The following is a 14494-nucleotide window of genomic DNA, read 5'->3' as shown; positions in this document are numbered from 1 at the left end:
GCTTTGCTAGCCTTGTTCGATGGCAGAGACCACCCAAACGAACACGATCTGGCTCACCCAGGAGGCCTACGACAAGTTGGCCGCCGAGCTGGCGCACCTGGAGAACACCGGTCGCGCCGAGGTGACTGCGCGGATCGCGCAGGCCCGCGAAGAGGGCGACCTGAAGGAGAACGGCGGCTACCACGCGGCGCGCGAGGAGCAGGGCCAGATGGAGGCCCGGATCCTGCAGTTGAAGGACATGCTGAGCCGCGCCGAGGTGGGCGAGGCACCCGCCGAGGTGGATCTGGTCGTCCCGGGCTCGAAGGTGACAATCGCCTTCGACGGTGACGAGACCGACACCGACACCTTCCTGCTCGGCTCCCGCGAGATGCTCGGGTTGGACGACGACGTGAACCACCTCAACGTCTACAGCCCGCAGAGCCCCCTGGGTGCCGCGATCCTGGACAAGAAGAAGGGCGATTCGGTGTCCTACGAGGCACCGAACGGCAAGCAGATCAACGTCACCATCACCGGCGTCGAACCCTTCACCGGCTGACCCTCGAACACACTGCCAACAGGAGGGCCGCACGGATCGCCGTGCGGCCCTCCTGTTGTCCCGACCTGTGGTCGTCCCGACCTGTGTGACCCGGCCGGGCTCTGGGCGTTCGGCCTATTCGGCGACCTCGGTACGGATGGTGGCCGAGGCCATCACCGCACCCACATCCAGCCGGGCGCTGCCGTTGCCGAGTTCGACCTCGTCGGCGGCACCGCTGTGCGCCCCGGCCCAGGCGATCCGGCCCAGCTGACTCTCGGTGTGCACGGTCACGTTGCTGCCGGCGCCCAGGGTCACGGTCAAGGTGCCCGACTCACAGCGCACCCGGGATCGACCGCTGGTGATCGTGGCCGCAAGCGTCGCCGGACCGGCCTGCACCAACACGTCCTCGGCGCCGGTGACGCCGCTGAACCGGGCACCGCCGACGGTCACCCGTACCTTGCCCAACCGCTCCACTCCCTCGGTGTGCAACGAGCCACCGGTGATCTCGGCGTCGAGTTGCAGCGCCGGGTTGATCCGGACCGTCAGTTCCCTTCCCAGCCCCATCGATTTCACGTCGTCGAAACTGCGCGGCGGCCGGAAGATGCTGAATCCCTGCAGCGACGGTCCGACATCGCCCTCGCTGGTGATCTCGATGACCTGATCGCGACGCTTCAGGTTGTGGGTGCCGTCGACGGTGACCGTGGCGACATCGGCATCACCGACCACCCGGATCCGCCGACCGACGGCTCGGATGAAGACCCGCTGCACCCCCTTGGCCGAATTCTTGGGCGTTCCCGTACCGGCACCGGCGCCGCTGTCGGCGCTCGGACGTCGCTCACCCAGTCTGCTCTCGGCCTCGGCCCGCAACCGGTCGAAACCCTTCTCGGCATCACTGCGCAATCGCCCGAACCCCCGGCGGGCGGTGTCGAACCAGGCGCCGAGATCGGGAACGCCATCAGCGGTGGAGACCTTGTCCTCGGCCTTCGGCGCGTCCTGACCGGTCCGGCCCGCCTTCGACCCGTCCGATGCAGCCGAGCCGCGCTCGCCCGGATCGGTGCCCGATGGATCGGTGCCGGCCTCCGATGGGTCGGTGGTCGATGCATCCGACGTATCGGTCCCGGCGGTCGGCTCGGGGCCGTGGACCGGGCGACGGAAGTCCTCCCGGGCCACCCCCGGTGCCTGTGCCCGACCGAGATCGCGCTCGTTCAGGGGCTCGGCTGCCGGGGCCGGTTCCGGCTCCTCGACTGCCTGCTCCTCCACCACGGCCTCCTCGGCGGCGGCCGAGAGCGGCTGGTCGGCGGGCGACTCGGCTGCCGGCCACCCCAAGCCATCCGCCGCCTGTTGCGGGGCGTTCGATCCGGCACCGCGGACGGCCTGGATCCGTCGGGCTGCTTCGGCCTTGTCGATCCGACCGGCAGCCAACTCGTCGAGGATCGCATCCATTTCCGTGGAGTCCATGGCTCCGAGTCTAGGTTCGGGCACCGGCCCGGCAGGCGCTGGCCCGTCCGGTTCAGGGCCGAATCCGGGATCGGGCGACGGTCACCGAGTCCGCGGACGCCCGCTCGCCGGGTGCTGTCGCGGCGCGCTAGGGTCGCGCCAGTGAGGTGTCGTACGCGGGCCGGGTGCCGGTGAGGATCCGGTTCGGACAGTGGTGGACCCGGCGTACGCATTTCCCCCGCGAGGTCTACGTCCTGGCGCTGATCGGGTTCTGTGTCGCCGTCGGCTTCGGGGTGCTGGTGCCGGTGCTGCCGGTCTTCGCCCGGAGTTTCGGCATCGGCAACCTGGAGGCCGGTGCGGTGATCTCGGCCTTCGGGTTCCTGCGATTTCTCTTCTCCCCCTTCGCCGCCAGGATGCTGCGACGCTTCTCCGAGCGGGTCGTGCTCTCGGCCGGGGTGTTGATCGTCGCCGCCTCCAGCGCCGCCGCCGGCCTGGCCACCAGCTACCCGCAGCTGTTGATCATGCGCGGTCTCGGTGGCATCGGCTCGGCGATGTTCTCGGTCTCGGCGATGACCCTGCTGTTGCGATCGGTGACTGCCGAGCAGCGCGGGCGGGCCAGCGGAACCATGCAGAGCGGTTTCCTGCTGGGCGGCATGGCCGGTCCCGCCCTGGGCAGCCTGCTCGCCCGGATCTCGCTGACCGCACCCTTCTTCTTCTACGCCGTGACGCTCGCCGTCGCCGGCCTGGTCGGTGCCCTCCTGCTGCGGCCGCCGGCCCACGATCCACTCAGCCGTGCCACCGGGTCGGCGACGGTACGCAGCGCGCTGGCCGATGCCGGATACCGCGCGGCCTGTATGGCCAACTTCAGCCAGGGCTGGAACTCCTTCGGCGTCCGCAGCTCCCTGGTGCCGATCCTGGTGGTGGAATCCCTGCACCGCTCCCCGGCCGATGCCGGTATCGCCTTCGCCATCGCCGCAGTGGCGCAGACCCTCGCCCTGGCACCGGCCGGACGGTTCGTCGACACCACCGGACGCCGACCGGCACTGATGCTCGGGGGTGTGCTCTGTGGGGTGTCGATCGCCGCCACACCGTGGGCGACCAGCCTGACCTGGCTGACCGTGGCGATGGTCGTCTACGGTCTCGGCGCCTCGCTGCTCGGGACCGCCCCGGCGGCCGCTGTGGGCGATGTCGTCGGTCCCCGTGGCGGGCAGCCGGTGGCGGTGTTCTCGATGATGTCCGACATCGGCGGCATCCTCGGCCCGCTGGTGGCCGGCCTGCTGGCCGATGTGGTCTCCATGCAACTCGCCTTCGCCGTCGGCGCCGGGTTGGCCATACTGGCGACATTGATGGCCTCGGTGATGGCTCCGGGGGTACCCCACCGCGACGGTGAGACCCCCGACCCCGTTGCCGGGCCCGAACCCGATCCGCCGAGGACCTGAGATGCCGAAACCGTTGTCCGAGATCATCGCCCCGGACTGGGCGCAGGCACTGTCCCCGGTGGCGGGACGAATCAGCGCCATGGGTGAGTTCCTGCGCGGGGAACTGGCTGCCGGCCGCGGCTATCTGCCGGCCGGGGAGAACGTGCTGCGTGCCTTCACCCTGCCGTTGCAGCGGGTACGGGTGCTGATCGTCGGCCAGGACCCGTACCCCACCCCGGGACATCCGGTGGGGTTGAGCTTCTCGGTCGCCCCCGATGTCCGTCCTTTGCCGAAATCACTGGTCAATATCTACCGCGAGTTGCAGGACGACCTGGGCATCCCACCGGCTGCCGGCGGGGACCTGACACCGTGGTTCGACCAGGGGGTGCTGTTGCTCAACCGGGTGCTGACCGTCGCCCCCGGCGCCCCGGCCTCGCACCGGGGCAAGGGCTGGGAGGAGATCACCCAGTGCGCGATCGAGGCGCTGGTCGAGCGCGGCGGGCCCTTGGTGGCGATCCTCTGGGGTCGCGACGCGCAATCGCTGATCCCGGTGCTCGGCTCCACCCCGTACGTGGAAAGCCCGCACCCCTCGCCGTTGTCGGCCCGGCACGGCTTCTTCGGGTCCCGACCCTTCTCCCGGGTGGATGCCCTGCTCACCGAGGCCGGCGGACAGCCGATCGACTGGCGGCTGGACCGATCTCGCTGAGCCGTTGACCGCGGGTGGACAATGGGGCCATGATCTTCCGCCACTTCGCCCCCGCCATGGTCACCGCCGAGCAGGCACTACCGGGGCGCGACACCCCGGTCCTGTCGCCGATCCCGAAGCACCTGTACTACGGCATCGCCCTGGACGAGGTGCCGGCAGGATCCCAGGTGATCGGTCTCGGCATGGGCTGTTTCTGGGGTGCCGAGCGCTTGTTCTGGCAGACCGAGGGGGTGACCAACACCGCGGCCGGCTATCAGGGCGGCTACACCCCGAACCCGACCTACGAGGAGGTGTGCAGCGGACGCACCGGGCAGGCCGAGGTGGTGAAGGTCGCCTACGACCCGCAGACCGTGGGGCTGGCGGGGGTGCTGAAGGTCTTCTTCGAGAACCACGATCCGACCCAGGGGTTCCGCCAGGGCAACGACGTGGGTACGCAGTACCGCTCGATCATCCTCACCACCTCCGAGGAGCAGGCCGCGCAGGCGCAGCGGATCCTGGATCTCTACCAGGAGCGCTTCACCGCAGCCGGCCACGGTGAGATCACCACCGAGATCGTGCCGGCGAACGAGTTCTACTTCGCCGAGGACTACCACCAGCAGTACCTGCTGAAGAACCCGGGCGGCTACTGCAATCACGGCCCGAACGGTGTCAGCTGCCCGATCGGCGTGCTGCGCCAGGACGAGCTGCCGGCACAGACCGACATCGTACCGCCGTCGGCGGACTGACCGTCGACCTGCGGGAACCGCCGTTCGGATCACTGCTCGTCGGCTTGACCTGACGTAGCGGCAGGCTGGCACAACTGGGGGGATGTCTCGTCCAGCCCTCACTCCTGCCCACTGCCGGGGACCGGTCATGACATTCGTCACCACCGCCTGCAGGAGTGGCTCACGCAGATCGTTGAGCACCCCACGCCCGCCGGCAGCACAGCGGGTGGAGGATGGTTCGGTGATCGACCGGTGGCGTCTGCGGACAACCCGAGCTGTGCAACCGCTGGGGGTAAACCCTGAGGCGGATATCAGTCGTCCGACTGATGCCGGGTGTCACCGGATCGACCAGAATCGAACAGGTGTGGACGGTGCAGCCCACGCCGTGCCAACCCCCGCTTCCCGCAAAGGAATCCCGTGCGCCAACTGACCCGGCTCAGCCTCGCCAACCGTGCTGTGATCGTCCTGCTCTGCCTGACGATCGTCGGTGTCGGGCTCTTCTCCGCCGCGAACCTGCGGCAGGAACTGCAGCCGAACATCAACTACCCGGCAGCATTCATCTCCGCCCAGTACCAGGGCGCGTCGCCCGAAGTGGTCGAACGTGATGTCAGCGAACCCCTGGAGACGGCGGTACGCGGGGTCAGCAACGTGACCACCGTGACCTCGACCTCGAACAGCGGTTCGTCGATGGTGCAGGTGGAATGGGAGTTCGGGGTCGATGGCACCGCGATGCGCAACGACCTCCAAGGGGCGATCGACCAGATCCGCTCGACGCTGCCGGAGAATGTCGACCCGCAGGTCACCACCGTGGATCTGAACGCGCTGCCGGTCCTGCAGTACGGCGTGTCCTCGGACATGGACACCGATCAGCTCGCCGAGGAGCTCGACGAGATCGTCGTACCGGCGCTGAACCAAATTTCCGGGGTGGGTTCGTCCCAGGTCACCGGCCAGACCGTGAAGGAGGTGGTGATCACCCTGCGGCAGGACGACCTGGACGAGAAGAAGGTCGACCCGAGTCAGATCCAGGAGGTCTTCGCCGCCTACGGTGCGCAGATCCCCGGCGGGCAGCTGGACGATGCCGGCAGACAGGTCAATGTGCAGATCGGCAAGACCCTCACCAGTGTCGATGAGGTACGCGACCTGTGGTTGCAGGGCACCGAGGACCCGGTCCAGTTGAAGGATGTCGCCGACGTCGAGGACGTGGCCACCGAGGAGAACTCGATCTTCCGGGTCAACGGGGAACCCGCCCTGGGTCTGCAGGTGACCAAGACCACCGACGGCAACACCGTCGAGGTGGCCAATGCCGTCAAGGACGCCCTGCCCGGATTGAGCGAACAGCTCTCCGCCCCGGTCGAGTTCACCATCATGTTCGACCAGGCCCCCTACATCGAGGACTCGATCAAGGACCTGGCGACCGAGGGCGCCCTGGGCCTGGTGATGGCGGTGCTGGTGATCCTCGTGTTCATCCTCGCCGTCCGGCCGACGATCATCAGCGCCTTGTCGATCCCGCTGTCCTTGTTGATGGCGCTGATCGCGCTGTACGTCGGCGGTTTCACCCTGAACCTGTTCACCCTGGCGGCGCTGACGATCTCGATCGGCCGAGTGGTGGACGACTCGATCGTGGTGATCGAGAACATCGAGAGACATCGCGACGCCGGTGAGGAGTTCGGCGTACCCATGATCGTCAAGGCGGTCGGTGAAGTGGCCGGCGCGATCGGCGCATCGACCTTCGTCACCGCAGCCGTGTTCCTGCCGGTGGCCGTGGTCGGTGGAGTGATCGGCGAGCTGTTTCGCCCCTTCGCACTGACCGCGGCGATCGCCCTGATCGCGTCCCTGATCGTCGCGCTGACCATCGTTCCGGTGCTCGCCTACTGGTTCATGCGACCGGCCACCCGACCGGCCGAGCCGACCGCCGACGAGCTCGAGCTGATGGGCCCGACCAAGGCTCGCCGTCGCCAGGCCCAGCTCGAACGGTTCGACGCGAAGGCTGCCAAGCGCGAAGCCCGCGCCGAACGCCGGATCGCCAAGGCCGAGGAACGGCAGCGGGCCGACACCGAGAAGATCGAGACGAAACTGGCCGCCAAGCAGACCGCGCTGGTCGAGAAACTCCAGGCCAAGGGCAGCTCCGAGGCCTACATCAACGCCTCGGTGGCCAAACTGCGGTCGAAGTACCCGACCGGAAACTCCCTGGCCGACGACCATGATGCCAACGAATCCCGGGAGACCGCCCTGCAGCGCGGCTACCTGCCGATCCTTCGCTGGACCCTGCGGCACCCGATCGTCACCTCGATCGCCGCGGTGTTGATCTTCATCCTGACCATCGGTCTGACACCGTTCCTGCGTACCGACTACCTGGGCAGCACCGGGGAGAACACCCTCAGCATCACCCAGGAACTGCCTGCGGGTACCGATATGGAGGAGACCGACGCGAAGTCGCTGCCGGTCGAGGAGGCCTTGAACGCGAACCCGGAGGTGGAGACCTACTCCACCTCGATCACCGGCAACACCGGCGAGGTCGACCTGCTGAGCGGTGGCGGTGGCGCGAACATGGTCACCTATTCGGTCACCTTGAACGAGGATGCCGACACGACCGCGGTCACCAATCAGGTACGCGAGGAGCTGACAGCGATCCCCGATGCCGGTGAGATCACCGTCAACGGCACCGGCAGCACCACCTCCCAGGAACTGTCGGTGCAGGTGACCGGCGCCGATCCCGAGGCACTGGCCGAGGGGACCCGACAGATCGAGGATCTGATGAAGGGCCTCGACGGGTTGACCCAGGTCAGCAGCGACCTGGCCGAGCAGACCCAGATCCTGCAGGTGAATGTGGACGAGGACGCCGCCGCCGGGTACGGCATGAGCCAGGGCACCGTCGGGCCGGCGATCGCCGAGGCGATCGGTGGCACCACGTTGGGGCAGATGCAGGTCAACGAGGGTGAGCAGGATGTGATCCTGCGCTCCGGTGACCCGATCACCACCAAGCAGCAGCTCGAGGATCTGGAGCTCCCGGTCACCCAGAAGCAGACGGCCGATGCCCAGCAGGCCGAACAGGACGACATCACCGAACAGCAGGAGGCCGAAGCGGACCGGCAGGCCGCCGAGACCGAGCGTCAGGCCGATGAGCAGGAGCAGGCGCTGATCGACCAGCAGGCCGAGATGGACGACCAGATCGATGAGATGATCAGCCAGATCGACGAAGCACGTACCGCCGCGTCCCAGGCGTCGGCCGGTACGGGCACCGGTGGCGGTGGGCAACTGCCGACCTCTCCGGAGGAGGCCATCGAGGCCGTCGAGGAGGCTGCCCGGGCCCAGGCCGAAGCGCAGGCCCAGGCCCAGGTCGAAGCGCAGGCCCAGGCCGATGCACAGGTCGAGGCCCTGGAGGAACAGCTGGCCCAGTTGCGCGAACAGCGCGATGAACTGGACGACCAGCTGGCCGAGGCACGCGAACAGCGCGCGGAGTCCGCGGCGGCGACCGACCTGCAGGAGGAACTGACCCAGCGTTCGGAGGATCTCGCCGACATCACCGGTGACCCGATCCAGGTGAAGGACGTCGCCGAGGTGGAGGAGGTCAGCTCCCAGGCCGAGATCACCCGGATCGACAGCCGCCGGTCGGTGACCGTCAGCGGTCTGCCCACCGGCAGCGACCTGGGGACGATCACCGCCGCGCTGACCACCGGTCTGGATTCGGTCGAGCTGCCCGACGGTGTGACCGCCAGTATCGGTGGTGTGGCCCAGGACCAGGCGGAGTCGTTCAACCAGCTCGGGATCGCCATGCTGGTGGCGATCGCGATGGTGTACATCATCATGGTCGCGACCTTCAAGTCGCTGCTGCAGCCGTTGATCCTGCTGGTCTCCATCCCCTTCGCCGCCACCGGTGCGATCGCCTTGTTGTTGATCACCCAGACCTCACTGGACATCGCCGCCATGATCGGCTTGCTGATGTTGATCGGAGTGGTGGTGACGAATGCGATCGTGTTGATCGACCTGATCAACAAGTATCGGGCGCAGGGGGCATCGGTCGACGATGCGGTGATCCAGGGTGCCCGGTTACGTCTGCGACCGATCCTGATGACGGCAGCGGCGACCATCTGTGCGCTGATCCCGATGTTCCTCGGGCTCACCGGTGGCGGTGTGTTCATCTCCCGTCCGCTGTCGGTGGTGGTGATCGGCGGCATGATCAGCTCCACCCTGCTGACGTTGATCGTGGTGCCGGTGCTGTACCACCTGCTGGAGGCGTTCAGGGAGCGTCGCAACCGGGGCCAGACCCTGCCCCGGCAGCGCCCGGAGGAGGACCAGCCGACGCACAGCCTGGGCGAGTTGTTCGACGACGGCCCGGGTACCGCACCGGCCAAGGGCTGACCTGCAGAAACCCGAACGGCTCGCCCCCTGCGAGGGGGGCGAGCCGTTCGGCGGTGAGCAGCCTGCTCCGGCCTGGGTCTGATCAGCCCAGGTCAGATCAGCACAGGCCGGATCAGGTCAGTCAGACCAACTGGTTCAGCCGACCGGTGTCGACGTCGTAGACGAACCCACCGGTCTGCACCCCCGCGGGGACCAGGGGGTGGGTACGCACCCGGGTGACGTCATCGCGCAGGGTTCGCTCCGGATCGGTGACCACCGGCACCGTCATCCAGCTGGAGTCGATCCCGGTGCTCTCGGTCAGTCGGCGGTGGAACTCCTCCTCACTGGCGCTGGCCACCGCGCACCGGGTGTGCTGCACCACCAGCACCCGGTCGACCCCGAGCAGGTTCACCGCCAGCACCACTCCGGCCAGGATGGCATCGGTCACCCGGCCACCCGGGTTCCGCAGGATCTTCGCATCGCCCGCCCGCAGGCCGATCATGGTCAGCGGATCGATCCGGCTGTCCATGCAGGTGACCATCGCCACCCCCGCATTGGCCACACCGTCGAAACCGTGCAGATCGAAATGCGCGGCGTAGTCGGCATTGGCCTGCAGCAGATCGCCGAAACCCTTCGGGGCCCGTCCGTGCTCAGAACTCATGGGGGCAGCCTAGACCCGGCCGGGCGACGCGGTCGGTGCTCAGCAGAACAGCAGGCAGGTACTGACCCGGATGTCGGGACCAGCCGTCCGTACCGTCTGACCTCCACTGAGAGCCGTCACCTCGGTGTGGCGGACGCTGGCCCCGGTTCCGGAGATCACGACGTAACTGCGGTAGACCCGGTCGGTGTTGCTGCCGGAGATGCGGCCCATGCTGATACTGCGTTGCCCGCGGTTGGAGCTCAGCACCGTGGTCACCCGGTCCACCGGCTGGGTGCTCTGCACCCGGGCCTCGACGACCACCAGCCGGGCGGACCAGAACGGCATCCGGATCGAGGTCGGGTTCACCTCGACCTCGGTCACGGTGGTCTCCAGCGGCGGCGGGACCTCGGTGTAGACGGCGGTGTACTCGCTGTCGCCGGCCGGCGCCTGCTCGGTACGCTCGGTTCCCGCCTGGTCGCCGTCGGACCAACCGCTGAACTCGTGATCGGCGTCGTCGACGCTCGCCTCCTGCGGCACCGAGAGGTTCACGGTCCCGTTCTCCAGGTAGCGCGCCGACTGCGGTGCCGCGCCCGAGGTGTCGCCCAGACTGACCTCGATCCCGGCGGGATCGGTGGTCAGGCTGACCGTGCTCACCCGCGGATGTGCCTCGACCGAGTCGCTGGTGCTCAGACCCTCGTCGGTGACCGTCACCGTGGCCTGCAGATAGGCGTAGTAGGGCACATCCGGGCCCTCGACCGTGGCCACCGGACCGTCGATCTCCACCCCGGTCGCCTCCGAGGTCGAACAGTCGGTGGCTGCCTCGTCGGTGCACTGGACCAGTTCGACCTGCCAGTCGTAGGCCGACTCGGGCAGCGCGTCGCCGTCACCGGTGAGTCCCTCGGCGGCGAAGCTGAGCTCGTCACCGACCGCCCAGTCCTGCGGCGTCACCGCGACCTCCACCTCCGGAGCCGTCGGTGTCGGCGAGAGCCGGACCAGGGAGTTGTTGGCAGAGTCGGTGAAGTACAGGTCACCGTCGGGACCGGAATGGATCGCGGTCGCCCGTACCCCACTGACCAGCACCTCGACGGTGGACGGATCAGGTTCGCCGTCGGCGCCGAGCTGCATGGCGATCACACAACCGCGACCCATGTCGGCGAAGACCAGGGCACCCTGCAGGTGCTCCGGCCAGTCCTCATCGGTGACGAAGGTGCCGCCGTTGGCCGACGAGGCGCCGGTCGCGCGACAGCCCTCGAGGTAGGCATCGGAGTGCCGCCAGCCGTAGAACGGCGCAGTCAGCGCACTGCCACCAGCGGGTTGTCCGCCGCCGCTTCACCGGTCTCGGGATCGATCCGCAGGATGGCCCCGTCCCAGCTGACGTAACCGTCTTCGGTCGCCGCGCGTACCGACTGTGATCGCAGGGCACCACCGGCCGAGTCCGCCCGGTCCGGCGTGGTTCCCCGCTCCCCCGGCCCGTCGTTGCACGAGTTCACCGGGGTCGGGGTGTTCGGCTGGGTCCCACCCAACTGGCCCCAGTCGGCGGTGTTGTAGTTGGCTCCGTCGCCGTGGCCGACGTAGAGCATTCCGTCCGGGCCGAAGGCAAGGGTCGAGGTGGCGTGCGAGGGGAACTGGGAGCACCAGCCGCCCTCGGTCCGGTTCGATCCGTCGAGCAGGACCACTGCCGATCCCGGGTCGGCGGTGCCGTCCTCGCCGACGGTGTAACGGACCAGTTGACCGGTGGCGGTGCAGCCGTCACCGTTGGCCCCCGGCGGATCCGGACACGGGTCGGTCAGTTCCTCCCCGCCCCAGCGCGGCACCTGATCGGTGCCGAAGGGGTCCTTGTCCTGGGTGTAGAGCAGGTACAGGTAGGGGCTGCCGTCGGCGAAGTCCGGGTCCAGGGCCAGGCCCAGCAGTCCACGATCGCCTTGCCGATAGACCTCCTCGCGCAGGTCGATCACGGTCTCGGGTGAGGTGTCGCCCTCACCGGTGTAACGCAGCACCACACCATGGCGCTGGGCGAGGAAGATGTTGCCGTCGTCGTCGATCTCGAAGTTGGCCGGCGCCTGTACCCCGCTGACCACGGTGGTGGCGATGAGCTCGGGCTCCAGGACCTCGGCGTGGGCCTCGGTCACCGGGGACAGCAGTCCCCCGATCCCGAGCACCAACGAGCCCACCACGGCCCCCGCCAGTCCGCTCAGTCCTCGTGCGGAAACTGCCGCCCGCCGCGGCGCTCGGCCCGCATCCGGGCATACACCAGCGCTGTCGAATTGTGTCACTGCATCCCCTATGGCCCCCGTGCAGCGTGGTGCACCGGGTGGCCCCGACTGCCCGACGCAGCAATCGATAGGGAGGATATCGACCCGTTGCCGTTCTGTCCTGTTGAATGCAGAACTGTTCGGGCGGGAGCTGCCGAGCGGGGTCAGCGGGAGCTGCGGGCGGGGCGGAAGCTGGAGACGCTCGGGTCGCCGGCGATCCAGAATCGCCAGGCGACGTCGACAGCTCGCGGCACTCCCACCCGCGGCCCTGAACGTACCTCGGCCAGGGGCAGGGGCGGGCGAAGTTCCAGCCAGGGACCGCAGTGGTTGCGCAGGTCGGTGCCATCGTCACTGCGGGTGATCCCCAGGCAGCGGGTGAGGTTCCCCGGGCCCCGTGCGAGCTGGTGCTCGGGGATCGCGGTACGCCGATGGGCCGCGCGGCGCTCCCGGGCCAGATCCACCCCGGCCACCACCTCACCTGCCCTGATCAGCAGACCGGTCGGCGTACCCGGATCGGCACAGACCACATTGCAGCAGTGGTGTCCGTGCATGCTGTACACGTAGAGATGGCCTCGCGGCCCGAACATCGTCCGGTTCCGCGCAGTCTCCCCGCGCCAGGCGTGGGAGGCGGGGTCGTCGGGCCCGGCATAGGCCTCGACCTCGGTGATCCTCACCGCCACGTGATCATGGTGCAGCACACTGCCGAGCAGCCGCGGCGCGACCTGTGGCGCCGTACCGGCCAGTGCCGTGTCCAGGTCCTCCTGCCGACTCATCCGTGACCGGTCAGCCGAGCTCGGTCGAGGTGGACGGGTCCATCAGGGTCCGGCAGACATTCGGGTCGCCGGTACGGAAGCCTTCGAGCAGCCATCCCTTGCGCATCTCGGCCGAGCCGTGGGTCCAGCTCTCCGGTTGCACCTGCCCCTGGGTCTTCTCCTGGATCCGGTCGTCGCCGATGGCCTCGGCGGCGTCCACGGCCTGGTTCAGGTCGTCCTCGGTGAAGCTCTCGATGACGTCATCGGGGTCGGCATCGGCCCAGTTCATCCAGGTGCCGGCGAAGCAGTCCGCCTCCAGCTCCAGCCGTACCCCCATCGAGTCGGGACCGGTCGAGGAGTCCTGCTGCCCGGCCTCCAGGTCGCCGAGGAGATTCGAGACGTGGTGGCCGTACTCATGGGCGATCACATAGGCCTCGGTGGCATCACCGCCCTCGGCGCCGAACTGCTCGCTCAACTGGTCGAAGAATCCGGTGTCGAGGTAGACACTCTGGTCGGTCGGGCAGTAGAACGGCCCGATCTGCGAGGTGGCGGTCCCGCAGCCGGTGCTGATCTGATCGGTGAAGATGTTGGTCGTCGACGGTTGGTACCCCTCCAGGGTCTGCCCCCAGTAGTCCTGGATGGAGTTCGTGTAGGCGACGAAGCGGCACTCCCGATCGGCGGCCACATCGGCACCGGTACGGCAGTTGTCGTTCGTCTCCTCCTCCTCGCTGCCACTGGTGGCCGGTGCCTGCGCACTGCCACCGGCCAGACCGGTCAGGTCCACACCGACCACCTGCGAGATCAGGAACAGCAGCAGCAGGGTGCCGATACCGCCACCGGCGGCGATCGCCCCGCCGCGCCCGCGGTTGCGTACCTGCGAGGAATCCAGGTTGGCATCGTCCTTGTACTTCACCGTGGCTCCTCTGCCTCGTCGGTCACCGACGGCCGCGTACGAGGCGGGTGCGAACCCTCGTGACCGCGGCCGAATGTGTTGAGCATAACGGGCCCGTCGCTGCGTGGTGGCTGGCCGCATTCGGTCGGCGTGGTAATGATGGTCAGATGAGACTGATCGGTGTCGGACCAACGGGTGAGCCGTTGATCAGTCTCGAACTCGACCACGGCGCAGACCCCTACTCCACGTTGTGGCAGCGGGGGCTGAGCCTGACCCGGACGGTCCGCGCGCAGCGGAGCCCCTCCGGGGATCTGGTGCTGCTGGTCGAGGCCGTGCCGCATCACCGCAGCCGGGGCGATCGCCGCAGCCGCTCCCGACCGGCACCCAAGGAGGCGGTCCGCCGGCAGCGGGTCGCCGCCTACGCGATCACCCTGAGTGGCCGCGGCGTGCTCGGCACCGAGTTCTCCGACCGTACCCACGTGCCCGGGCAGTGGGGCCTGCCCGGCGGCGGGGTCGATCCCGGTGAGGAACCGACCGACACGGTCCGCCGGGAACTGATGGAGGAGACCGGTCAGCATGTCGACCTCGGCCTGCTGATCGACGTCCAGTCCGACCACTGGGTCGGCAAATCCCCCACCGCGGTGCTGGAGGACTTCCACGCCGTCCGGTTGGTCTATGCCGCCGACTGCCCGGACCCCGGCGACCCCGTGGTCCACGACATCGGCGGCACCACCTCCGATGCGGCCTGGATCCCGCTGAACCGCTGGCAGGACTGGCCCTGGACCTCCGGCGCCCGCGCACTGCTGGGCAAACATCTCGGCTGATTCCTGGCCGAACGCCG

12 protein-coding genes are annotated in these 14494 nt (G+C 68.4%); 6 read left to right on the top strand and 6 right to left on the bottom strand.

Translation table 11 applies throughout. The features are described 5' to 3' along the window. Positions 1-19: 19 nt before the first annotated feature. Positions 20-535 (top strand): transcription elongation factor GreA, encoded by a 516-nt coding sequence (gene greA / locus CLV29_RS00725; RefSeq protein ID WP_133753190.1) that lies wholly within the window; start codon positions 20-22, stop codon positions 533-535. Between the two features lie 114 nt (positions 536-649). Here greA and CLV29_RS00720 read toward each other — a convergent pair whose 3' ends face one another. After that, entirely contained in the window at positions 650-1972 is a 1323-nt protein-coding gene (locus CLV29_RS00720; protein WP_133753189.1) for a hypothetical protein, read from the bottom strand. Between the two features lie 146 nt (positions 1973-2118). Between CLV29_RS00720 and CLV29_RS00715 the strand changes: the two genes are divergently transcribed. The 4 genes from CLV29_RS00715 (at position 2119) to CLV29_RS00700 (ending at position 9138) form a co-directional block, all read left to right on the top strand. Then, on the top strand, positions 2119-3390 hold the full coding sequence (locus tag CLV29_RS00715; protein ID WP_243831647.1) for an MFS transporter: 1272 nt from the start codon (positions 2119-2121) through the stop codon (positions 3388-3390). Between the two features lies 1 nt (position 3391). Beyond that, the gene (locus CLV29_RS00710) at positions 3392-4075 is read left to right on the top strand and encodes a uracil-DNA glycosylase (RefSeq protein WP_133753188.1); all 684 of its coding nucleotides are present in this window, start codon (positions 3392-3394) and stop codon (positions 4073-4075) included. A gap of 29 nt (positions 4076-4104) precedes the next feature. Further along, on the top strand, positions 4105-4800 hold the full coding sequence (gene msrA / locus CLV29_RS00705) for a peptide-methionine (S)-S-oxide reductase MsrA (RefSeq protein WP_166649084.1): 696 nt from the start codon (positions 4105-4107) through the stop codon (positions 4798-4800). 396 nt (positions 4801-5196) lie between these two features. Continuing rightward, the gene (locus tag CLV29_RS00700) at positions 5197-9138 is read left to right on the top strand and encodes an efflux RND transporter permease subunit (protein ID WP_166649083.1); all 3942 of its coding nucleotides are present in this window, start codon (positions 5197-5199) and stop codon (positions 9136-9138) included. A gap of 121 nt (positions 9139-9259) precedes the next feature. Here CLV29_RS00700 and CLV29_RS00695 read toward each other — a convergent pair whose 3' ends face one another. The 5 genes from CLV29_RS00695 to ypfJ all read right to left on the bottom strand — a co-directional run bounded on the left by CLV29_RS00695 (position 9260) and on the right by ypfJ (position 13674). Then, positions 9260-9778, bottom strand: a complete 519-nt coding sequence (locus CLV29_RS00695) for a beta-class carbonic anhydrase (protein WP_133753186.1) — start codon at positions 9776-9778, stop codon at positions 9260-9262. Positions 9779-9817: 39 nt separating this feature from the next. Continuing rightward, positions 9818-10906: a hypothetical protein gene (locus CLV29_RS00690; protein WP_133753185.1), complete on the bottom strand. Its 1089-nt coding sequence runs from the start codon at positions 10904-10906 to the stop codon at positions 9818-9820. 143 nt (positions 10907-11049) lie between these two features. Beyond that, positions 11050-11931: a PQQ-dependent sugar dehydrogenase gene (locus CLV29_RS00685; protein ID WP_166649082.1), complete on the bottom strand. Its 882-nt coding sequence runs from the start codon at positions 11929-11931 to the stop codon at positions 11050-11052. A 242-nt stretch (positions 11932-12173) separates the two neighbouring features. Continuing rightward, positions 12174-12782: a DNA-3-methyladenine glycosylase gene (locus CLV29_RS00680; protein ID WP_133753183.1), complete on the bottom strand. Its 609-nt coding sequence runs from the start codon at positions 12780-12782 to the stop codon at positions 12174-12176. A 10-nt stretch (positions 12783-12792) separates the two neighbouring features. Further along, the gene (ypfJ, locus tag CLV29_RS00675) at positions 12793-13674 is read right to left on the bottom strand and encodes a KPN_02809 family neutral zinc metallopeptidase (RefSeq protein ID WP_133753182.1); all 882 of its coding nucleotides are present in this window, start codon (positions 13672-13674) and stop codon (positions 12793-12795) included. 146 nt (positions 13675-13820) lie between these two features. Between ypfJ and CLV29_RS00670 the strand changes: the two genes are divergently transcribed. After that, positions 13821-14477: an NUDIX hydrolase gene (locus tag CLV29_RS00670; RefSeq protein WP_133753181.1), complete on the top strand. Its 657-nt coding sequence runs from the start codon at positions 13821-13823 to the stop codon at positions 14475-14477. Positions 14478-14494: the final 17 nt, after the last annotated feature.

Source organism: Naumannella halotolerans, from assembly GCF_004364645.1.
GTDB lineage: Bacteria > Actinomycetota > Actinomycetes > Propionibacteriales > Propionibacteriaceae > Naumannella > Naumannella halotolerans.
The sequence above is the reverse complement of the archived record's forward strand: the minus strand, read 5'-3'. Positions and strand labels throughout refer to the sequence as shown.